At 58.5% G+C, this 15,165-nt stretch carries 13 protein-coding genes; 3 read left to right on the top strand and 10 right to left on the bottom strand.

Going from position 1 to position 15,165, the window contains the following annotated elements:
* Positions 1-60: 60 nt before the first annotated feature.
* The 4 genes from CRD18_RS05775 to CRD18_RS05760 form a co-directional block, all read right to left on the bottom strand.
* Entirely contained in the window at positions 61-933 is an 873-nt protein-coding gene (locus CRD18_RS05775) for an adenosylcobinamide-GDP ribazoletransferase (protein WP_070549814.1), read from the bottom strand.
* 5 nt (positions 934-938) lie between these two features.
* Positions 939-1,976 (bottom strand): nicotinate-nucleotide--dimethylbenzimidazole phosphoribosyltransferase, encoded by a 1,038-nt coding sequence (gene cobT, locus CRD18_RS05770; RefSeq protein WP_049190512.1) that lies wholly within the window; start codon positions 1,974-1,976, stop codon positions 939-941.
* Between the two features lie 102 nt (positions 1,977-2,078).
* Entirely contained in the window at positions 2,079-2,672 is a 594-nt protein-coding gene (locus CRD18_RS05765; RefSeq protein ID WP_049190511.1) for a bifunctional adenosylcobinamide kinase/adenosylcobinamide-phosphate guanylyltransferase, read from the bottom strand.
* An 11-nt stretch (positions 2,673-2,683) separates the two neighbouring features.
* On the bottom strand, positions 2,684-3,448 hold the full coding sequence (locus CRD18_RS05760; protein WP_016423034.1) for a DUF3043 domain-containing protein: 765 nt from the start codon (positions 3,446-3,448) through the stop codon (positions 2,684-2,686).
* A 309-nt stretch (positions 3,449-3,757) separates the two neighbouring features.
* On the opposite strand from CRD18_RS05760, the gene CRD18_RS05755 reads away from it, so the two are divergent.
* The gene (locus CRD18_RS05755; RefSeq protein WP_005512007.1) at positions 3,758-4,099 is read left to right on the top strand and encodes an iron-sulfur cluster assembly accessory protein; all 342 of its coding nucleotides are present in this window, start codon (positions 3,758-3,760) and stop codon (positions 4,097-4,099) included.
* 178 nt (positions 4,100-4,277) lie between these two features.
* On the opposite strand, the gene asnB is transcribed toward CRD18_RS05755, so the two are convergent.
* Positions 4,278-6,203, bottom strand: coding sequence for an asparagine synthase (glutamine-hydrolyzing) (asnB, locus tag CRD18_RS05750; RefSeq protein ID WP_049192931.1), 1,926 nt, complete (start codon positions 6,201-6,203; stop codon positions 4,278-4,280).
* 500 nt (positions 6,204-6,703) lie between these two features.
* On the opposite strand from asnB, the gene CRD18_RS05745 reads away from it, so the two are divergent.
* The gene (locus CRD18_RS05745) at positions 6,704-7,879 is read left to right on the top strand and encodes a cytochrome c oxidase subunit II (RefSeq protein WP_049190506.1); all 1,176 of its coding nucleotides are present in this window, start codon (positions 6,704-6,706) and stop codon (positions 7,877-7,879) included.
* A 35-nt stretch (positions 7,880-7,914) separates the two neighbouring features.
* The gene (locus CRD18_RS05740) at positions 7,915-8,361 is read left to right on the top strand and encodes a cytochrome c oxidase subunit 4 (RefSeq protein ID WP_016423031.1); all 447 of its coding nucleotides are present in this window, start codon (positions 7,915-7,917) and stop codon (positions 8,359-8,361) included.
* A gap of 163 nt (positions 8,362-8,524) precedes the next feature.
* Here CRD18_RS05740 and CRD18_RS05735 read toward each other — a convergent pair whose 3' ends face one another.
* The 5 genes from CRD18_RS05735 to CRD18_RS05715 form a co-directional block, all read right to left on the bottom strand.
* On the bottom strand, positions 8,525-10,252 hold the full coding sequence (locus CRD18_RS05735; protein WP_049192933.1) for an ABC-F family ATP-binding cassette domain-containing protein: 1,728 nt from the start codon (positions 10,250-10,252) through the stop codon (positions 8,525-8,527).
* 166 nt (positions 10,253-10,418) lie between these two features.
* Complete coding sequence (locus tag CRD18_RS05730) at positions 10,419-12,047, bottom strand: cytochrome bc complex cytochrome b subunit (protein ID WP_016423029.1); 1,629 nt, start codon at positions 12,045-12,047, stop codon at positions 10,419-10,421.
* A complete protein-coding gene (locus CRD18_RS05725; protein ID WP_049170241.1) occupies positions 12,044-13,255 on the bottom strand; it encodes a ubiquinol-cytochrome c reductase iron-sulfur subunit in 1,212 nt (403 codons plus the stop codon). Before CRD18_RS05725 ends, CRD18_RS05730 begins: the two co-directional genes overlap by 4 nt.
* The gene (locus CRD18_RS05720) at positions 13,252-14,142 is read right to left on the bottom strand and encodes a c-type cytochrome (protein ID WP_016423027.1); all 891 of its coding nucleotides are present in this window, start codon (positions 14,140-14,142) and stop codon (positions 13,252-13,254) included. The genes CRD18_RS05725 and CRD18_RS05720 overlap by 4 nt, the downstream gene beginning before the upstream one ends.
* Positions 14,143-14,217: 75 nt before the next feature.
* Complete coding sequence (locus CRD18_RS05715) at positions 14,218-14,832, bottom strand: heme-copper oxidase subunit III (RefSeq protein WP_088611596.1); 615 nt, start codon at positions 14,830-14,832, stop codon at positions 14,218-14,220.
* Positions 14,833-15,165 lie beyond the last annotated feature (333 nt).

Raw genomic sequence — 15,165 nt, 5'->3', positions numbered from 1 at the left:
GACCGTCAATAGTTCTTTTTAAAGAAAACCCCAACGGGGGCAATGCGCGCATTTTCCCTGCTAGAACCCTATGGCAAGTGCCACGGCACAGACAGCGCACGTTATCTCAATGACCGCACCAAACACGTCGCCGTTGACTCCGCCAAACCTCTTCACGCAATGCCGCGTCAGCAGCAGTGTAACGCCAAAGCTCAGTGCACAAGCGACTACGCCCACGAGCCCAACCACCCAGCCCGACACAGCGAGCAGCAGTATCCACCAGCAGGTCACCGTGACTGTGGACTGAGTACCGGCAGTCAGAGAGCCGAAGCCGCTGTTCGAAAAAGGCGGAAAGCCGCGCCAGCAGGCAGTCGTTGCTGCCGCGCGAGAGGCTACAAAAGGCAAGCACAGCGCAACCACACCAGGCCACATCTGACCAGCAGACCACTGCGACAGCACACTAGCCACAATCACGGCAAAAGCAGTCGTCGTCGTCAACATCGTCAGCACGATGGAGCCCACGCCCATTGGGCCGGTGCTCGGATCGCGCAGCACCTCCCGCGCCCCCTCCGGCGGCTTATACGAGCCGAGGGCATCCGCCACATCCGCCAGCCCATCCAGGTGCATCGCGCGGGTCAACATCTGTGCCGCCACCATAATCAGGGTGCCGCCGAGGATCGGGGTGACGTCGTAAAGCGTGGGCGTGCGTGACGACGACGTTGCGAACAGCGCCGCCGTGATGAGAACTGCACCCGCGGCAGGAACGAGCCCAGCTACTGGCAGTGCGGCGATGGCGCGACGGCCGGTGATGCGGTCAAACACGCTCGCGCCTTTGAAAGGCAGGATGGTGAGCCAGGACAGGGCAGTGGTGATGGCCTCAGCGACGGCATTGCCGTGAGCAGAGGGATCGCCGTCGAGGTTGTCCTGGCGAGACGGGCCGGCTTTGTCGGACAAGTCGATTAGTCCTTGGTGCTTACGCCTGCGTCGGCGAAAGTAGCCATGTTGCGCAGGACCGATACGCCGGACTTGACCAGCGGTAGGGCAGCGACGGCGCCGGAGCCTTCGCCAAGACGCATCCCGTATTCGAGAAGTGGTTCCTTATCCAGGTGTCGAAGGGCAAGCGCGTGCGCGGGCTCTGCCGACTTGTGGCCGGCGACCCACCAATCGCGGGCGCCCGGAGCGAGCTGGTCAGCCAGCAGAGCAGCGGATGTGACAACCACTCCGTCCAAAATCACAGGAGTGCGACGAACCGCTGCTTGCGCCAAGAACGCGGCCATCACGGTCATATCCGGCGAGGAAATACGACGGAGCACCTCAACCGGGTCATTGCGCAGGCGACGCACGCGGAACATGGCATCGCGTACGGCAGCGACCTTGAGCTTCCACCCCTCGTCATCAATGCCAGTGCCTCGGCCGACGACGACCACCGGTTCGGAGTTGGTCACGGCACCAATCAGCGCCGCGGCTGGAGTGGTGTTTCCGATGCCCAGGTCGCCGGCAATGAGCAGGTCAGCGCCTTCATCAACGGCGGCGTCGGCAATCGCGATGCCCGTGCGGATGGCCTTATCGACCTCCTCCTCGCTCATCGCATCCTCGCGGTCGATAGAACCACAGCTGCGACGGATACGGTATGGCCCTTCGGCATCGTGGTCGAGGGAAATGTCCACACCGGTAACAGTGGCTCCCGCGATGTCAGCGATAGCGTTCACGCCGGCACCCTTTGCCTCGATATTGGCAAGCATCTGAATAGACACCTCGGACGGGTACGCGGACACCCCGCCCTGGGCAACACCGTGGTCACCAGCGAAGACATAAACACGACAATCGTCCAGGTCACGCGGAGGGCATTCTCCCTGACACGCCGAAATCCAAATGCCGAGTTCTTCCAACCGGCCAAGTGAGCCTGCGGGTTTAGTCAACTGCTCATGGCGCGCGCGGGCGGCCTGTTCAGTCTCTTCGTCAGGGCGTGCTACCGGTCCAAAATAATCCGCGTTCATACTCTCAAACGCTACCCGAAAACGATTTGTCTACCGACCATTGGTGCACAGCTATTCGCATTGCTAGGCAGACCGTCATAGGGGAAGCGGCGTGGAGTGAATCTAGTTCGCCGCCTTGACTTCCATGGGGCAGCCAGCCACAACTAGGACAACACGATCACAGACAGCTGCGAGCTGTTGGTTGAGAAGGCCAATTTCATCACGGAAAAGCCGCCCTGAGCGGTGTTCGGGAATGACACCGAAGCCCACTTCGGGCGACACAATGAACAGGTCGGAATCTGCGGGGAAGTTGCGCACGGCGTCGACAAGCGAGTGCGTCCACGGCGCGACGCTGCCCCTCGGCGCCTCCCACAGCCCCTGCGCGTCGATGATGTGCGTCAGCCAGGTGCCGACATCGTCCAGCAGCATGCGCCGCTCCGGCGACGCGAGAGCTTCCACCGCATCGACGTCATCAACCGTGTGCCAGGCCACTCCGTGCTCTTTTGCCTGTGCTTGACGACGAATGCGGTGCTCCTCGACCCTGGAGTGAAAATCGCTATCACCGGGCCAGGGCCGTGCTGTTGCGATGTAATGCAACACCGTTGAGGCTGCAGCATCTGAGGCACCGCCGGTTGAGGCTGCGGCGGTGGCCAGCAGCTCGTGCTCAGCCCATGAGGACTTGCCTGAGCGGGCGCCACCGAGAACCAAAGTGCGCATGGCAGATGAGGCTACTTGATTTCGTCGCCGATGTTGACCTGCGGACGCGGAGTACGCAGACGACGCGGCTGAGAAGCGCGGGAGTAAGCGTAGAAGCCCAGTCCCCAGGCCCCTTCGGTGGTCTTCGGGAAGCGCTCACGCGTCAACTTGATGGCACGGCGGCCGATGTAAATGCCCTCGATAATCAGGGCGATGATGAGAACCATCGCGATGAGAGATGCGATGTTGGCCAGCTTCGGCAGGGAAGTGCCAATCATCATAATCAGCAGCAGAATCAGCGCGAACGGGAGGAACACGTTAGCGAGGAAGCGACGGGAATCAACCCAGTCGCGGACAAACTTGCGCTCAGCGCCCTGGTCGCGTGGCAGCATGTAGCGCGGATCGCCGGCGGCCATGCGCTCGTCGGCAATGCGACGCTGCTCACGTCGCTCTGCTCGCTCGCGTGCCTTGGCGGCCTTGAGCTCTTCCTTGGACATGGAAGCCTTGAGCTCCTTGCGGCGCTGGCGAGCTTCCTTAGCGGTCAGCGGCGCCTCGACCGGGCCACGGCGGATGCCGCGTTCGCGCTCAACCTCGTTGCGCTTCGGAGTGGGGCGCCCCTTCTTGGGAGTAAAAGCACCGCTGTGCTTCTTCTCGGGCTGCTGAGACTCCGAAGCGGTGCCCTTGGCCCCGCTGGATGCGGTCGCGTCGGTGGCTACGTCTCCGGCGTTGGTTGCGTCAGCGTTAGCTGCCTCAGCTGCCTTGGACTTTTTGTCATTCTTTTTCCACGGTAGATTCACGACCCCAGATTATAAGGTCTTCAAGGTGCTTCCCTAATTAGGTTGCAGGTTGAGGGGCAGGGACGGGGCAAGGGCGAGGTTTTGGGGATGACCGCCGCAGGGGCAGGCGGGAAGAGTGCGCTTGTGGCGTGGGAAGCCGTGGTGTGGTTGCGATGTGGCGGCAAAAAGAGACTTCCGAAAAAGAGAAAGAAAAAGAGAACCCAGAATTGGGAATTAAAGACTGGTCGGTAAGGTTGTGATAAATAATGACGTAGCCGACCTTGGGGTCGACTCGCATACTTAAACACTTCAACAAGGAGGACACGCGCTATGACTACTGCTCAGAGCACTGGCGTTACCCTGACCGAAGCTGCGGCTGCCAAGGCAAAGGCACTTCTGGACCAAGAAGGTGCCACCGACCTGGCACTGCGTATTTCCGTGGCTCCGGGCGGCTGTGCCGGCCTGCGCTACCAGCTCTACTTCGATGACCGCAGCCTCGACGGCGATGTCGCCGAAGTTTTCGGTGGCGTCAAGCTGGTCGTTGATCGCCAGTCGGTTCCGTACCTGTCCGGTGCCACCATCGACTTCGCTGACACCATTGAACAGCAGGGCTTCACCATCGATAACCCGAATGCCACTGGCTCCTGCGCTTGCGGTGACTCCTTCAACTAAGTCATTAGCTGAGCAGAGCTGTCAGCAGACGCTGTGAAAAGCGTCGGATAGTAAAAGGCTCGGACCTCACTCTTGTTAACTGAGTGAGGTCCGAGCCTTTTCTATTGGTTGCCCCAGCTATGGTGGCAGCCTGCCGGGGCAGGATGGGGTTGAGGCGCGGGGACCGTCGTAAAGCGAGCTAGAGCTCGACGGGGTAGTCGCGCTGCTCGATGTCCGGAGTAATGCGGTCTTCGATGAAGATGCCGTGCCAGACCATGAAAGCAAGGATGGTCCAGAGGCGGCGGGAGTGGTCGCGCTCGGTTGGGTGGTGCTCGGCGAGCATCTTGAGCACGGCGTCCTTATTAATGAACTCATCGGTCTGGGACTCGCGGATGATGTCCTCGGCCCAGCCGTGCAGTTCGTCGCCTGCCAGCCAGTGGCGAATCGGCACCGGGAAGCCCAGTTTGCGGCGGTTGAGCACGTGCTCCGGAACAATCTGCTCCATGGCGCGACGCAGTGCGTACTTGGTGGTGCCGTGAGAAACACGCATGTCCACCGGCAGCGTCTGTGCAACGTCGAAGACCACACGGTCGAGGAACGGCACGCGCAGCTCCAGGGAGTTAGCCATGGTGATCTTGTCCGCCTTGACCAGAATGTCGCCACGCAACCAGGTGAACAGATCCAAGTGCTGCATCCGAGTCACCGGGTCCCAGCCTTCAGACTGCGCGTAAATCGGCGCAGTGACATCGCTGTGGTCCCATTCCTTCTTGGCCCACGGCAGCACTTCCTGCAGCTGCTCAAAGTTAAAGGAACGAGCATTGCCGTAGTAGCGCTGTTCCAGCGGAGTAGTGCCTCGCTGCAGGAGCGACTTGCCGCGCATGCCCTCTGGCAGAGCTTCGCCGACCTTAGCCAGACCGCGCAGCAGGGGAGATGGAACCTTGTCGAACGGCTTCAGCGACAGCGGCTCCTTATAAATGGTGTAACCACCAAAGAGCTCGTCTGCGCCCTCACCGGACAGTACGACCTTAACGTGCTTACGAGCCTCTGCGGCCACGAAGTACAGCGGCACCAGTGCAGGGTCAGCTACCGGGTCATCGAGGTACCACATAATCTTCGGAATCGCCCCGGCGAACTCCTCCGGCGAGACGACCTTCACAATGTGCTCGACGCCAATGGCGGCGGCGGACTCGGCAGCCACATCGACCTCGGAGAAGCCCTCGCGCTCGAAGCCAGTGGTAAACGTCAGCAGGTTCGGGTTGTGGCGCTTAGCCAAAGTTGCAATCGCAGTGGAGTCGATACCGCCCGACAGGAACGAGCCCACCGTGACGTCGGCACGCATATGCTTCTCGACGCTGTCCTCCAGCGCACGGGCAATGCGGTCAAAAACATCCTGTTCAGCGCCCTTAGCCACTGGCTGAATCGGGAAATTCGGCTTGAAGTAGCGGGTCTGCTTAACTTCGCCACCAGGCGTAACGATGGCAGTGCAACCCGACTCCAGACGAACAATGTCAGTGTGCAGCGACTCCGGCTCCGGAACGTACTGCAGATCGACGTAGTGCTCCAGTGCGCGCTTATTCAGCTTCTTCGCATCGATGCCCATCTCCGGCGCAGCTTCGAGCAGGGACTTCTTCTCAGAACCGAAAATTGTGCCACGCTCTGTGGTGGCGTAGTAGAGCGGCTTAATGCCGAACGGATCGCGCGCCAGGAAAAGCTTGCGCTCGACGCTGTCCCAAATGGCAATGCCGAACATGCCGCGCAAGTGCTTTACGACGTCCGCTCCCCAGTGGTGGAACCCAACGACGATAGGTTCACCATCGCCGGAGGTATTAAAGGCATAGCCTTTCTTCTCCAGCTGCTCGCGAAGTTCGACGAAATTGTAGATTTCGCCGTTGAAGGTCATGGAGTAACGATTCGGCTGATTCTCTGGTCCCCACTGCAGCGGTTGGTGGCTGTGGGCAATATCAATAATGGATAGGCGGTTGAAGCCGAAAACTGCGTCCTCATCGTGCCACGTGCCTGCATCGTCAGGGCCGCGGTGCCGCATGCAGGGCAGGGCCCTTTCGACAACGGGAACGAGCTCCGCTGCGTCAGAATTTGCAGCCAGGATTCCGAGAAGACCACACATGCTTCGTGCGCGCACCTTTCGCTTAGTGTCACTTAATGGATTTTCGACGGCTCCGTAGCTAGCGGCTCAGCGCGACTGGTTGTCGCCTTAACCGGTGGCCGTGAAGGACCGCCGCGTGGCTGAGTAGCTGGGTTGAACCCCAGATTGGCGCCACATAGAAATGCTGCACCTACTTTAATGCCTTTTGGGGAAAAGCGAGAATGTCTGAGTTTGCCGTGTCTAGGGCTCGGGGCAAGGTTGCGCGGGACGGTGTGTGCGTCAGCGCGTGGCACAAACACTAAAAAATTCATAGACTTAGGAGCGTCAACAGGGTGTAACTGGTGAGAATGCCACCCCCGATAGGCGGGTCTTTCTCAGTATTTTATTAGGGCAGATATACTCAAAGGCACCCCACAGCCATATTTATTGTGGAGAAAGCTTAAGAATCGACTACTCTGCTTGGGTAGGACGAAACCTTAATCGGTTATCGAAAATTGTGTGGATCAGGAAGGCAGACACACGTGAATCAGCGTAGAAAGTTCGGAGTCGCCCGTAAGCTCGGCGTCCTCGGCGTTGCCACCGGTAGCGCAGCCTTGCTTGCCGGCTGCGATGTTAATCCTCCGGAGAACGGCTTCTTCAAGCTGCTCCGCTTTGGTTGGCCGGAAGGTGTGACCCCGGAAGCACAGTCCATGGGTAACTTCTGGGTTTGGACCTGGGTTGCAGCTTGGATTATCGGCATCATCGTTTGGGGCGTTACCCTTTACTCGATGGCAAACTTCACAGCTAAGAAGGCTGAAAAGAAGGGCAAGGGCGAGTTCCCGCGCCAGACTGCATACAACGTTCCGGTTGAGTTGTCTCTGACCATTCTCCCGATTCTGATCGTGATGACTCTGTTCTTCTTCACGGTTCAGACTCAGGACAAGGTCACTGCCCTGGATAAGGATCCGGAAGTTACCGTCGACGTCACCGGTTTCCAGTGGAACTGGAAGTTCGGTTACGCCAACATTTCCGCTGACCTGATGGGCGGCGAGGAATACAACGGCCGTATTGAGAAGCCGGCTGATGAGCAGTTCTTCACCGAGGGCGGCCACGAGGTTCCGTCCGCTGAGGATCGCGCAAAGCAGAAGGAGCACCCGGTTCACGGACGCTCCAAGGAGAGCCTCGACTACCTGCACTACGACGAGATTGAGACCCTCGGTACCACCGAAGAGGTTCCGGTCCTCGTTGTTCCGGAAGACACTGCAATCCAGTTCGACCTCGCGTCCGCTGACGTGATTCACTCCTTCTGGGTTCCGGAGTTCCTCTTCAAGCGCGACGTGTTCCCGCACCCGGAGGCTAACAAGTCCAACCGTGTCTTCCAGATCGAAAAGATTGACTCGGACAAGATTGCCAACCGACCAGAGGACAACCCGAGCGACAAGGTCAAGAACGCATTCGTTGGCCGTTGTGCCGAGATGTGTGGTACCTACCACGCAATGATGAACTTCGAGATTCGTGCTGTCTCCCGTGAGGCATTCACCGAGTACATCAAGTTCCGCCAGGAGAACCCAGAAGCTACTAACGCTGATGCTCTGAAGCACATCGGTGAGCCGGCATTCGCAGTCTCCACTTCGCCGTTCAACTCCGGTCGTGTCGACACCCGCGACATGGGTGATCGTGGTGCTAACACCATTGACCTGAACGCGACCGCCAAGTAAACCCAGCAAGATTCTTACTTAAAGGAAGTTCTCAAATGAAGTCTGCAGCAAAGCTCTTCTACGGACTTACCGTGTTCCTGGGGTTCATGGCTGTCGTCTACATCTTCGGCACTCAGTACCTCCAGGACACCGGTAACGTCATCAACGAAAGCCAGGGTCGCCTCGAGTGGGCTGGCGCAACCGGCCTGGTCCTCGCAGCTCTGATGACTCTGATGCTCGGTGGATACTTCCACTTCACTGAGCGCCGCTCCGACATCACCCCGGCCGACTTCGAAGAGGCAGAGATTGCCGACGGTGCAGGTACCCTCGGTTTCTTCTCCGCTAGCTCGATTTGGCCGTTCGTGATGACCATGGGCATCCTCCTCATGGGCTACGGCATCGCATTCATGGCCTACTGGCTGATTGTCCTTGGCGCGGTAATTCTGATCGTCTCCGGCACCAAGCTCAACACTCAGTACATCACTCCGCCGGAGAAGCACTAGTCCGAGTGCAATCAGACTGAACCACAGTCGTAGATAACCGAAAAGTCTCTCCCACTAACAAGGGCGTTAGTGGGAGAGACTTTTTTGTTTGGGCGAGTGGGAGGGGATTCCTAACTGGTGTTACCTCGTCGGTTAGGATCTGTAGTCAATATATGATTCCGCATCAAGCGAATTCGACGGGTTTCTGCCCCTTAGGTAGTTCGATGACCTCACCGTCAGTCACCTGCAGATGACGCGCTTCGAGCGAGTTGATCATGCGGTGATCGTGGGTAATCACAATAATTGTGCCCTCTGCAGATGCGATCGCGTCTTGGACCTGCTCGATTAGATCCACACTCAGATGGTTCGTAGGCTCATCGAGCAGCAAGATCTCCGGCGGATTGGCTACGACCAACGCTAACGCCACCCGGCGCTGCTGGCCGATGGAGAGGCTTCCTACCGGTCGATTGGCATCCTCAGGGCTAAGCAATCCAAAGTCGTCGAGAGGCACGCGGGCATTGGGCGCAAGGTCGTACAACTCACGGGCGGACTTCTTTGGGTTTTCCCAGTCTTGTTCCTGAGCCAGCATGGCTACTCGACAGTTCTCGCCGATACGCACCTCGCCAGCCTGCGTCTCAACTTGCCCCATGATCGTCTTAAACAAAGTAGATTTGCCGGCCCCATTAGGGCCGGTGATCACGACCTTGTCGCCGGGACGAATAGTCAGTGAACCAACCCGAATTCGATCTGGGACGACCACACCGCGCATCTTGATGTGAAAATCTTCATCGCTGCCCGAAGCAGCGCGCTTGGTCGGTAGGGGTGCGGTCAACGGGGCATCAAAGCCCAGTAGTGCCGGTGGACGCTCCACACCTTCCTCAATGAGTTCCTCCAGCCGCTGCTTAGCCGAACGCACGCGGCGGGCGATTTGCCGCTCTACACGACCGCCACGGCGGTCATAAGCCATCTTGTTATTGTCCGTCATTTCCCGACCCGGTGAGATCTCACGAGCGCCATTCTCGATGGTGTCTTCCAACCGATTGCGTTCATGCTCCTCCGAGCGCCACTGGTGCTCCCATAGCTCACGCTGGTGGCGACGGTGCTTCGCGTAGTCGGAGTAATTACCACGGAACAGCCCAATACCAGGGCGCCCCGGCACCAAGTCTCCAATTACAGTACAAACGGCATCCAGGAAGTCGCGGTCATGTGTTGCCACCACAACCACTCCAGGGTGGTTCTGGATGGTGTCAATCACGAGCTGGCGACCGCGTTCATCGAGATGGTTGGTGGGCTCGTCGAGAAGCAGAATCTCTGGCTTTCGAATGAGCGTAATCGCGAGCCCCAACCGCGCCCGCTGCCCGCCGGAAATCTCCGTGGTTAGTTGCTCTGTCAGGGGAGCGCCGTCCGGAGCAGAACCGGTCAGGCCGAGATGGTCGAGCACAATCTCCGCATTATGTTCGGCGTTCCAGTCATCGTGAGCCATGACGTCCGAGAAGGCCTTCGAATACGCCTTCTCTGCCGCCTTAGACTCATCTGGGGTCTCTGCTAAGGCCATCGCCTCAGCTGCCTCTTCTAACTCCGCTAAACGACGTTTCGAGGGGCCGAGGGCTTCATCGATAAGCATTTGCACCGTGGAGTCGAAAGGAGCTTCCAGTTCCTGAGAGCCGAGTACACGCGTGCCAATATGAGTCACCGTACCGCTCGTGGGCCGACGACGACCCGACAGCAGCCAAAGAAGAGTGGACTTGCCGGCTCCGTTGTCTCCAACCAGACCGAGGACATCGCCGTCGGAAAGCGTGAGCGAGACATCGCGCAAAACAGGCGTGGCCTCGTAGTCGAAGTTGACACCGTTGGCGACAAGCTGTGTGGCGTTGCTCGAAAGATCGGTGGTGGGGGAGGGACTGGTAGACATATGTCCATTTTAGTACTGGTAAACAGTAGATTTGGTATCCGACATATGTGGGGTCAAGGCGAAATCGGAAGAATCTGGGTAACAAAAACCACCCCGGTCGACATCCGAAGTGGATGCGGACCGGGGTGGTCTTATTTGAGCGCAGTAGAAAACCTACCGCGGAACTTTACTGCTCGAGCTGGCGACGCTCTTCAGCGTTTTGAGCTTCGAGGTCACGGAACATCTGAGCCTGCTGCTCGTGGTTCTCGTGCTCGATACGAGCTGCCTCTTCGGCGATCTCCGGGGAGTCCGGGCTGAAGAAGCTACCGCGACCCGGGCTACCAGCGGCGCCCAGTTCGTTCATGGTCTTCGGGACGTAAGCACCCTGGTACTCGAGCGGAACGGCGTGGCCGTGCTCGTCGACCGGACCCAGTGGCTGGTGGACCTCGATGAAGGAACCATCAGGTAGCTGGTTGATGATGCCCGTCTCGATGCCGTGCTCCAGGACAGCGCGGTCAGAGCGCTGCAGGCCGATGCAGATTCGGTAAGTGACGAAGTAAGCGATCGGAGGCAGGATGATCAGACCGATACGGCCAACCCAGGTCATCACGTTCAGCGAGATCTGGAAGTGGTATGCGATCAGGTCGTTACCACCGGACAGAGTCAGCAGGGTGTAGAAGACCAAAGCCATGGCACCCAGGCCGGAGCGAACCGGCACGTCGCGCGGACGCTGCAGCAGGTTGTGGTGGGCGTTGTCGCCGGTGATCTTCGCCTCGATGAACGGGTAAGCGAAGAGCAGGACAACCAGAACACCACAGAGCAGGGCGACCCAGAAGACTGCCGGGATCGTGTAAGAGCCCAAGTAAAGCTCCCACGGCGGCATGACACGGGCAGCACCGTCAGTCCACAGCATGTAGATATCCGGCTGGGAACCAGCGGAAACCTGCGCCGGGTTGTACGGGCCAAGGTTCCAAATTGCGTTGATCTGGAAGATACCAGCGAATAGCGCCAGGAAGCCGAACGTAATCAGGCCGAAGGAAACGGACTTGACTGCGAAGATCGGGAGAATACGAACGCCGACGACGTTGTTCTCGGTACGACCTGCGCCAGGGAACTGGGTGTGCTTCTGGTACCAGACCAGAGCCAGGTGAGCGGCAATCAGACCCAGCAGCAGGGCCGGGAGAATCAGCACGTGTGCAATGTACAGGCGCGGGATAATCATGTCACCCGGGAAGTCGCCGTTGAACATCATCCAGTGCAGCCAGGTGCCGATAATCGGCAGACCGATGATGATTGCGGACATAATACGCAGACCAACACCGGAAAGCAGGTCGTCCGGCAGGGAGTAACCCATGAAGCCCTCTGCCACGGACAGCAGCAGGAGGATGGAACCGATGACCCAGTTAGCCTCACGCGGCTTGCGGAATGCGCCGGTGAAGAAGATGCGGAACATGTGCGCCATGATGGACACGGCGAACAGCAGAGCACCCCAGTGGTGAATCTGGCGAATGAACAGGCCACCGCGAACCTCGAAGGAGATCTGCAGGGCGGTCTCGTAGGCGCGAGACATCTCGACACCGTTGAGCGGCGCGTAGGCACCGTCGTAAATGACCTTCGACATCGACGGGTCGAAGAACAGAGTCAGGTAAACACCCGAGAAGAGCAGGACTACGAAGGAGTAGAGTGCAATCTCGCCCAGCAGGAAGGACCAGTGGGTAGGGAATACCTTATTGAGCTGCTTACGCATGCCGCCAGACAGGGTGTAGCGGTCATCCATATTCTTAGCAGCGGTTGCTAGTTTCGTTGGATTACTCATGACTGACGCTCCCAGAATGCCGGACCGACGGGCTCAATGAAGTTGCCCTCTGCGTACATGTAGCCTTCTTCGTCAACGCTGATCGGCAGCTCTGGAAGAGCGCGAGCAGCTGGACCGAAGACCGGCTTGCCGTAGTGCAGTGCATCGAACTGCGACTGGTGGCATGGGCAGAGAATACGGTTCGTCTGCTGTTCGTACAGAGAAGTCGGGCAACCGATGTGTGTACAAATCTTCGAGTAGGCGAAGTAGTCGCCGTAGTGGAAGTCTTCCTGACCCTTGCGCAGGATTGCCTTTTCAGCGTCCTGGGAACGCAGACGGATCAGCATGACCGAGTTGCGGGAGCCGTGAATCGAGTGCATGTGTGCCTCGTAGACATCAGCATCCTTGGAGTACTTGTCGCCGTCGTTGACGTCCTCCTCCGGAAGAGGGAAGACGGTCTCCATGGAACCTGCGGACAGGTCCTCTGGGCGGAGGCGAACCAGGCGGGAAACGCCCTTAGTGGTGTAGCCGTGTACGCCCTCTTCAGCGATAGCGCCGGTGTCGCGACCCAGGTAAACCTTGTGGCCCTTCTCGACGAGAGTCCAGCCAGTGGTCCACAGGGTGCCGTCACCAGTGACGTCAACGTCGTGGCGTGGCTTCCACGGGTTCTTAATCATGCCGCCAAGCGGAAGGATCATGCCGATACCAGCCAGGACGGCGCCGGTACCAAGGAGGCCCTTGATAGCGGAGCGACGACCCAGGGTGGAGGTCTGCCAAGAATCGTTCAGCAGGGCAACGATGGTCTTCTGGTCGACCTCTTCGGACGGACCATCGTGGCGGCGCTGAACCGAAATCTCTTCCGGAATGAAGCGCTTGGTGAACTTAACTGCACCAATACCCAGGGTGACGATGCAGCCACCGATGGTGATACCCAGCAGCGGGGTGTACATAGTGTACAGCCACAGACCCTCTTCGCCGTGCCCCTTGTAGTGCCACGGGTAGAACAGGTAGATGGCGATGAATGCCAGGCCAAGAATGACCGACAGTGCCAGCCAGATGGTGACACCACGAGCCGCGCGCTTTTCAGCCGGGTCGTTGGCAATCGGGAAGCGTTCCTTGCGGTAAGCAATGGTCACGTCATCGAGTTCAGCACCCAGACGAGCGAGATCCGCATTGCTCATCTTCGACAGCTCTTCGGAGCTGTACTTCTTGTTTTCGTTATTACTCATCGGCGGGATCCAATCCAAAGAGCGGCCGCTACGAGAGCGACAATGCCTACAATCCACATGACAAGGCCCTCAGCAACTGGGCCGATGCCACCAATGCCCCAACCACCCGGGGTCGGAGTTTCCTTGGCGTTCTTGATGTAGGCGATGATGTCCTTCTTCTCGTCAGCAGACAGCTGGCGGTCAGAGAACTTCGGCATATTCTGCGGGCCGGTCAGCATGGCCTGGTAGATTTCCTGCTCATTTGCAGGATCCAGGACCGGTGCGTACTTACCGCTGGACAGTGCGCCGCCACGACCGGTGAAGTTGTGGCAGGATGCACAGTTCAGGCGGAACAGCTCGGAACCGCGAGCAACGTCAGCCTTGTCAAGCTCACCGTTCGGGCCAGCGTTCTTACCGCGTAGCGACTCCATAGCGATGGAGCCGTCCTCGTCGCGGACGATGCCGGCGCCGCCGCCATTAGCCTGGACGTAGGCTGCGATAGCCAGCGTCTGCTCTTCGGAGTAACGCGGGGTCTTACGTGCTGCCTGAGCCTCGTTGCGGAGCATCGGCATACGACCGGAGTGAACCTGGAAGTAAACCGAGCCTTCGCCGACGCCGATCAGCGACTTGCCGCGGTCCTTAACGCCCTGAAGGTTGGCGCCGTGGCAAGTAATACAAGCAACGTCGTAAAGCTCCTTGCCCTGCTGAATCATTGCGGCTTCATCCTGCTGAGCAGTAGCCGTCTGTGCATCAGGGGTCAGAGCATTAGCGAGGAAGCCCGCGCCGGTGAGGGCGAGAGCCATAGCCATAATGCCGGAGGCAGTACGGCGCATCTTGCGGCGGCCCTTTGACTTCGGGGCCGCAGCCAAGGACGTGGTGTCCTTGGTTTCGGAGGTAGTGTTTTCCATCTTTTTCCCTTTAATACTGTTCGTGGAAAGTGGATGGGCTGTAGGCCGTACTAAACAAAGGACGGCCAATACGGCCTACTGGATGAAGTAGATGGTGATAAACAGGCCAATCCACACGACGTCGACGAAGTGCCAGTAGTACGAGACCACGATGGCAGCAGTGGCCTGTGCCGGGGTGAACTTCGCCTTGGAGGTACGGATAAGCACCACAACGAAAGCCAGCACACCCGCGAGGACGTGGGCTGCGTGGAATCCGGTGGTGATGAAGAAGACCGAACCGTAAATGGAGTTCTGAATGGTCAGACCGTGGCTAACCAGGGTGAAGTACTCGTAAGCCTGGCCGACGAGGAAGATTGCACCCAGGGCGGTAGACAGTGCGTACCACTTACGGAGTGCGAAAACGTCGCCACGCTCGGCCGCGAACACGCCCCACTGGGCAGTGAACGAAGACGACACTAGGATCACGGTGATCAATAGTGCGTACGGGACATTGAGGTGGCCGGTACCCCAATCCCACGAATCGCCCTGGCCGTTCGCGCGTGACACGAAGTACATCGCGAACAGACCGGCGAAGAACATTAATTCCTGAGACAGGAACACAATCGTGCCGACACTGACCATATTCGGTCGGTTTAGTGTCGCAGCACGACGTGGTGCTGTCATACCTTGATTTTCAACTGCGCTCGTCACAACTAACAGTATGTACTGTTCTTAAGGAGTAGTCACGTTGCAACCCCCGTTTTTGTATAAAAATTCCTAAAATCCCAGGTCGCGAGGAAAGGTTTCTGAGAATTTCACTAATTTTTCCCCCTGTTGGGAACTTTCCGGTGTCTTTATCCGACGCGGGTGAATTCGAGGGTTTTGTTGTGCCGAGGTGCGTGGTGTCCATCCCCCTGGACTGCCAAGTTCGCCTCCGGTGAACCTGGGTTAGCGATACTGCGGCATCGGCTGTCGGTTAGTTTATCGCAGGTTCGGCTCTGTTTAATATCGTATTTTTCCAGTTGCCCCAATGGGGGTGAGATT

The sequence above is a fragment of the Corynebacterium sp. LK31 genome (assembly GCF_014335015.1).
GTDB lineage: Bacteria > Actinomycetota > Actinomycetes > Mycobacteriales > Mycobacteriaceae > Corynebacterium > Corynebacterium jeikeium_D.
This window is presented reverse-complemented; position numbering and strand designations above follow the sequence as displayed.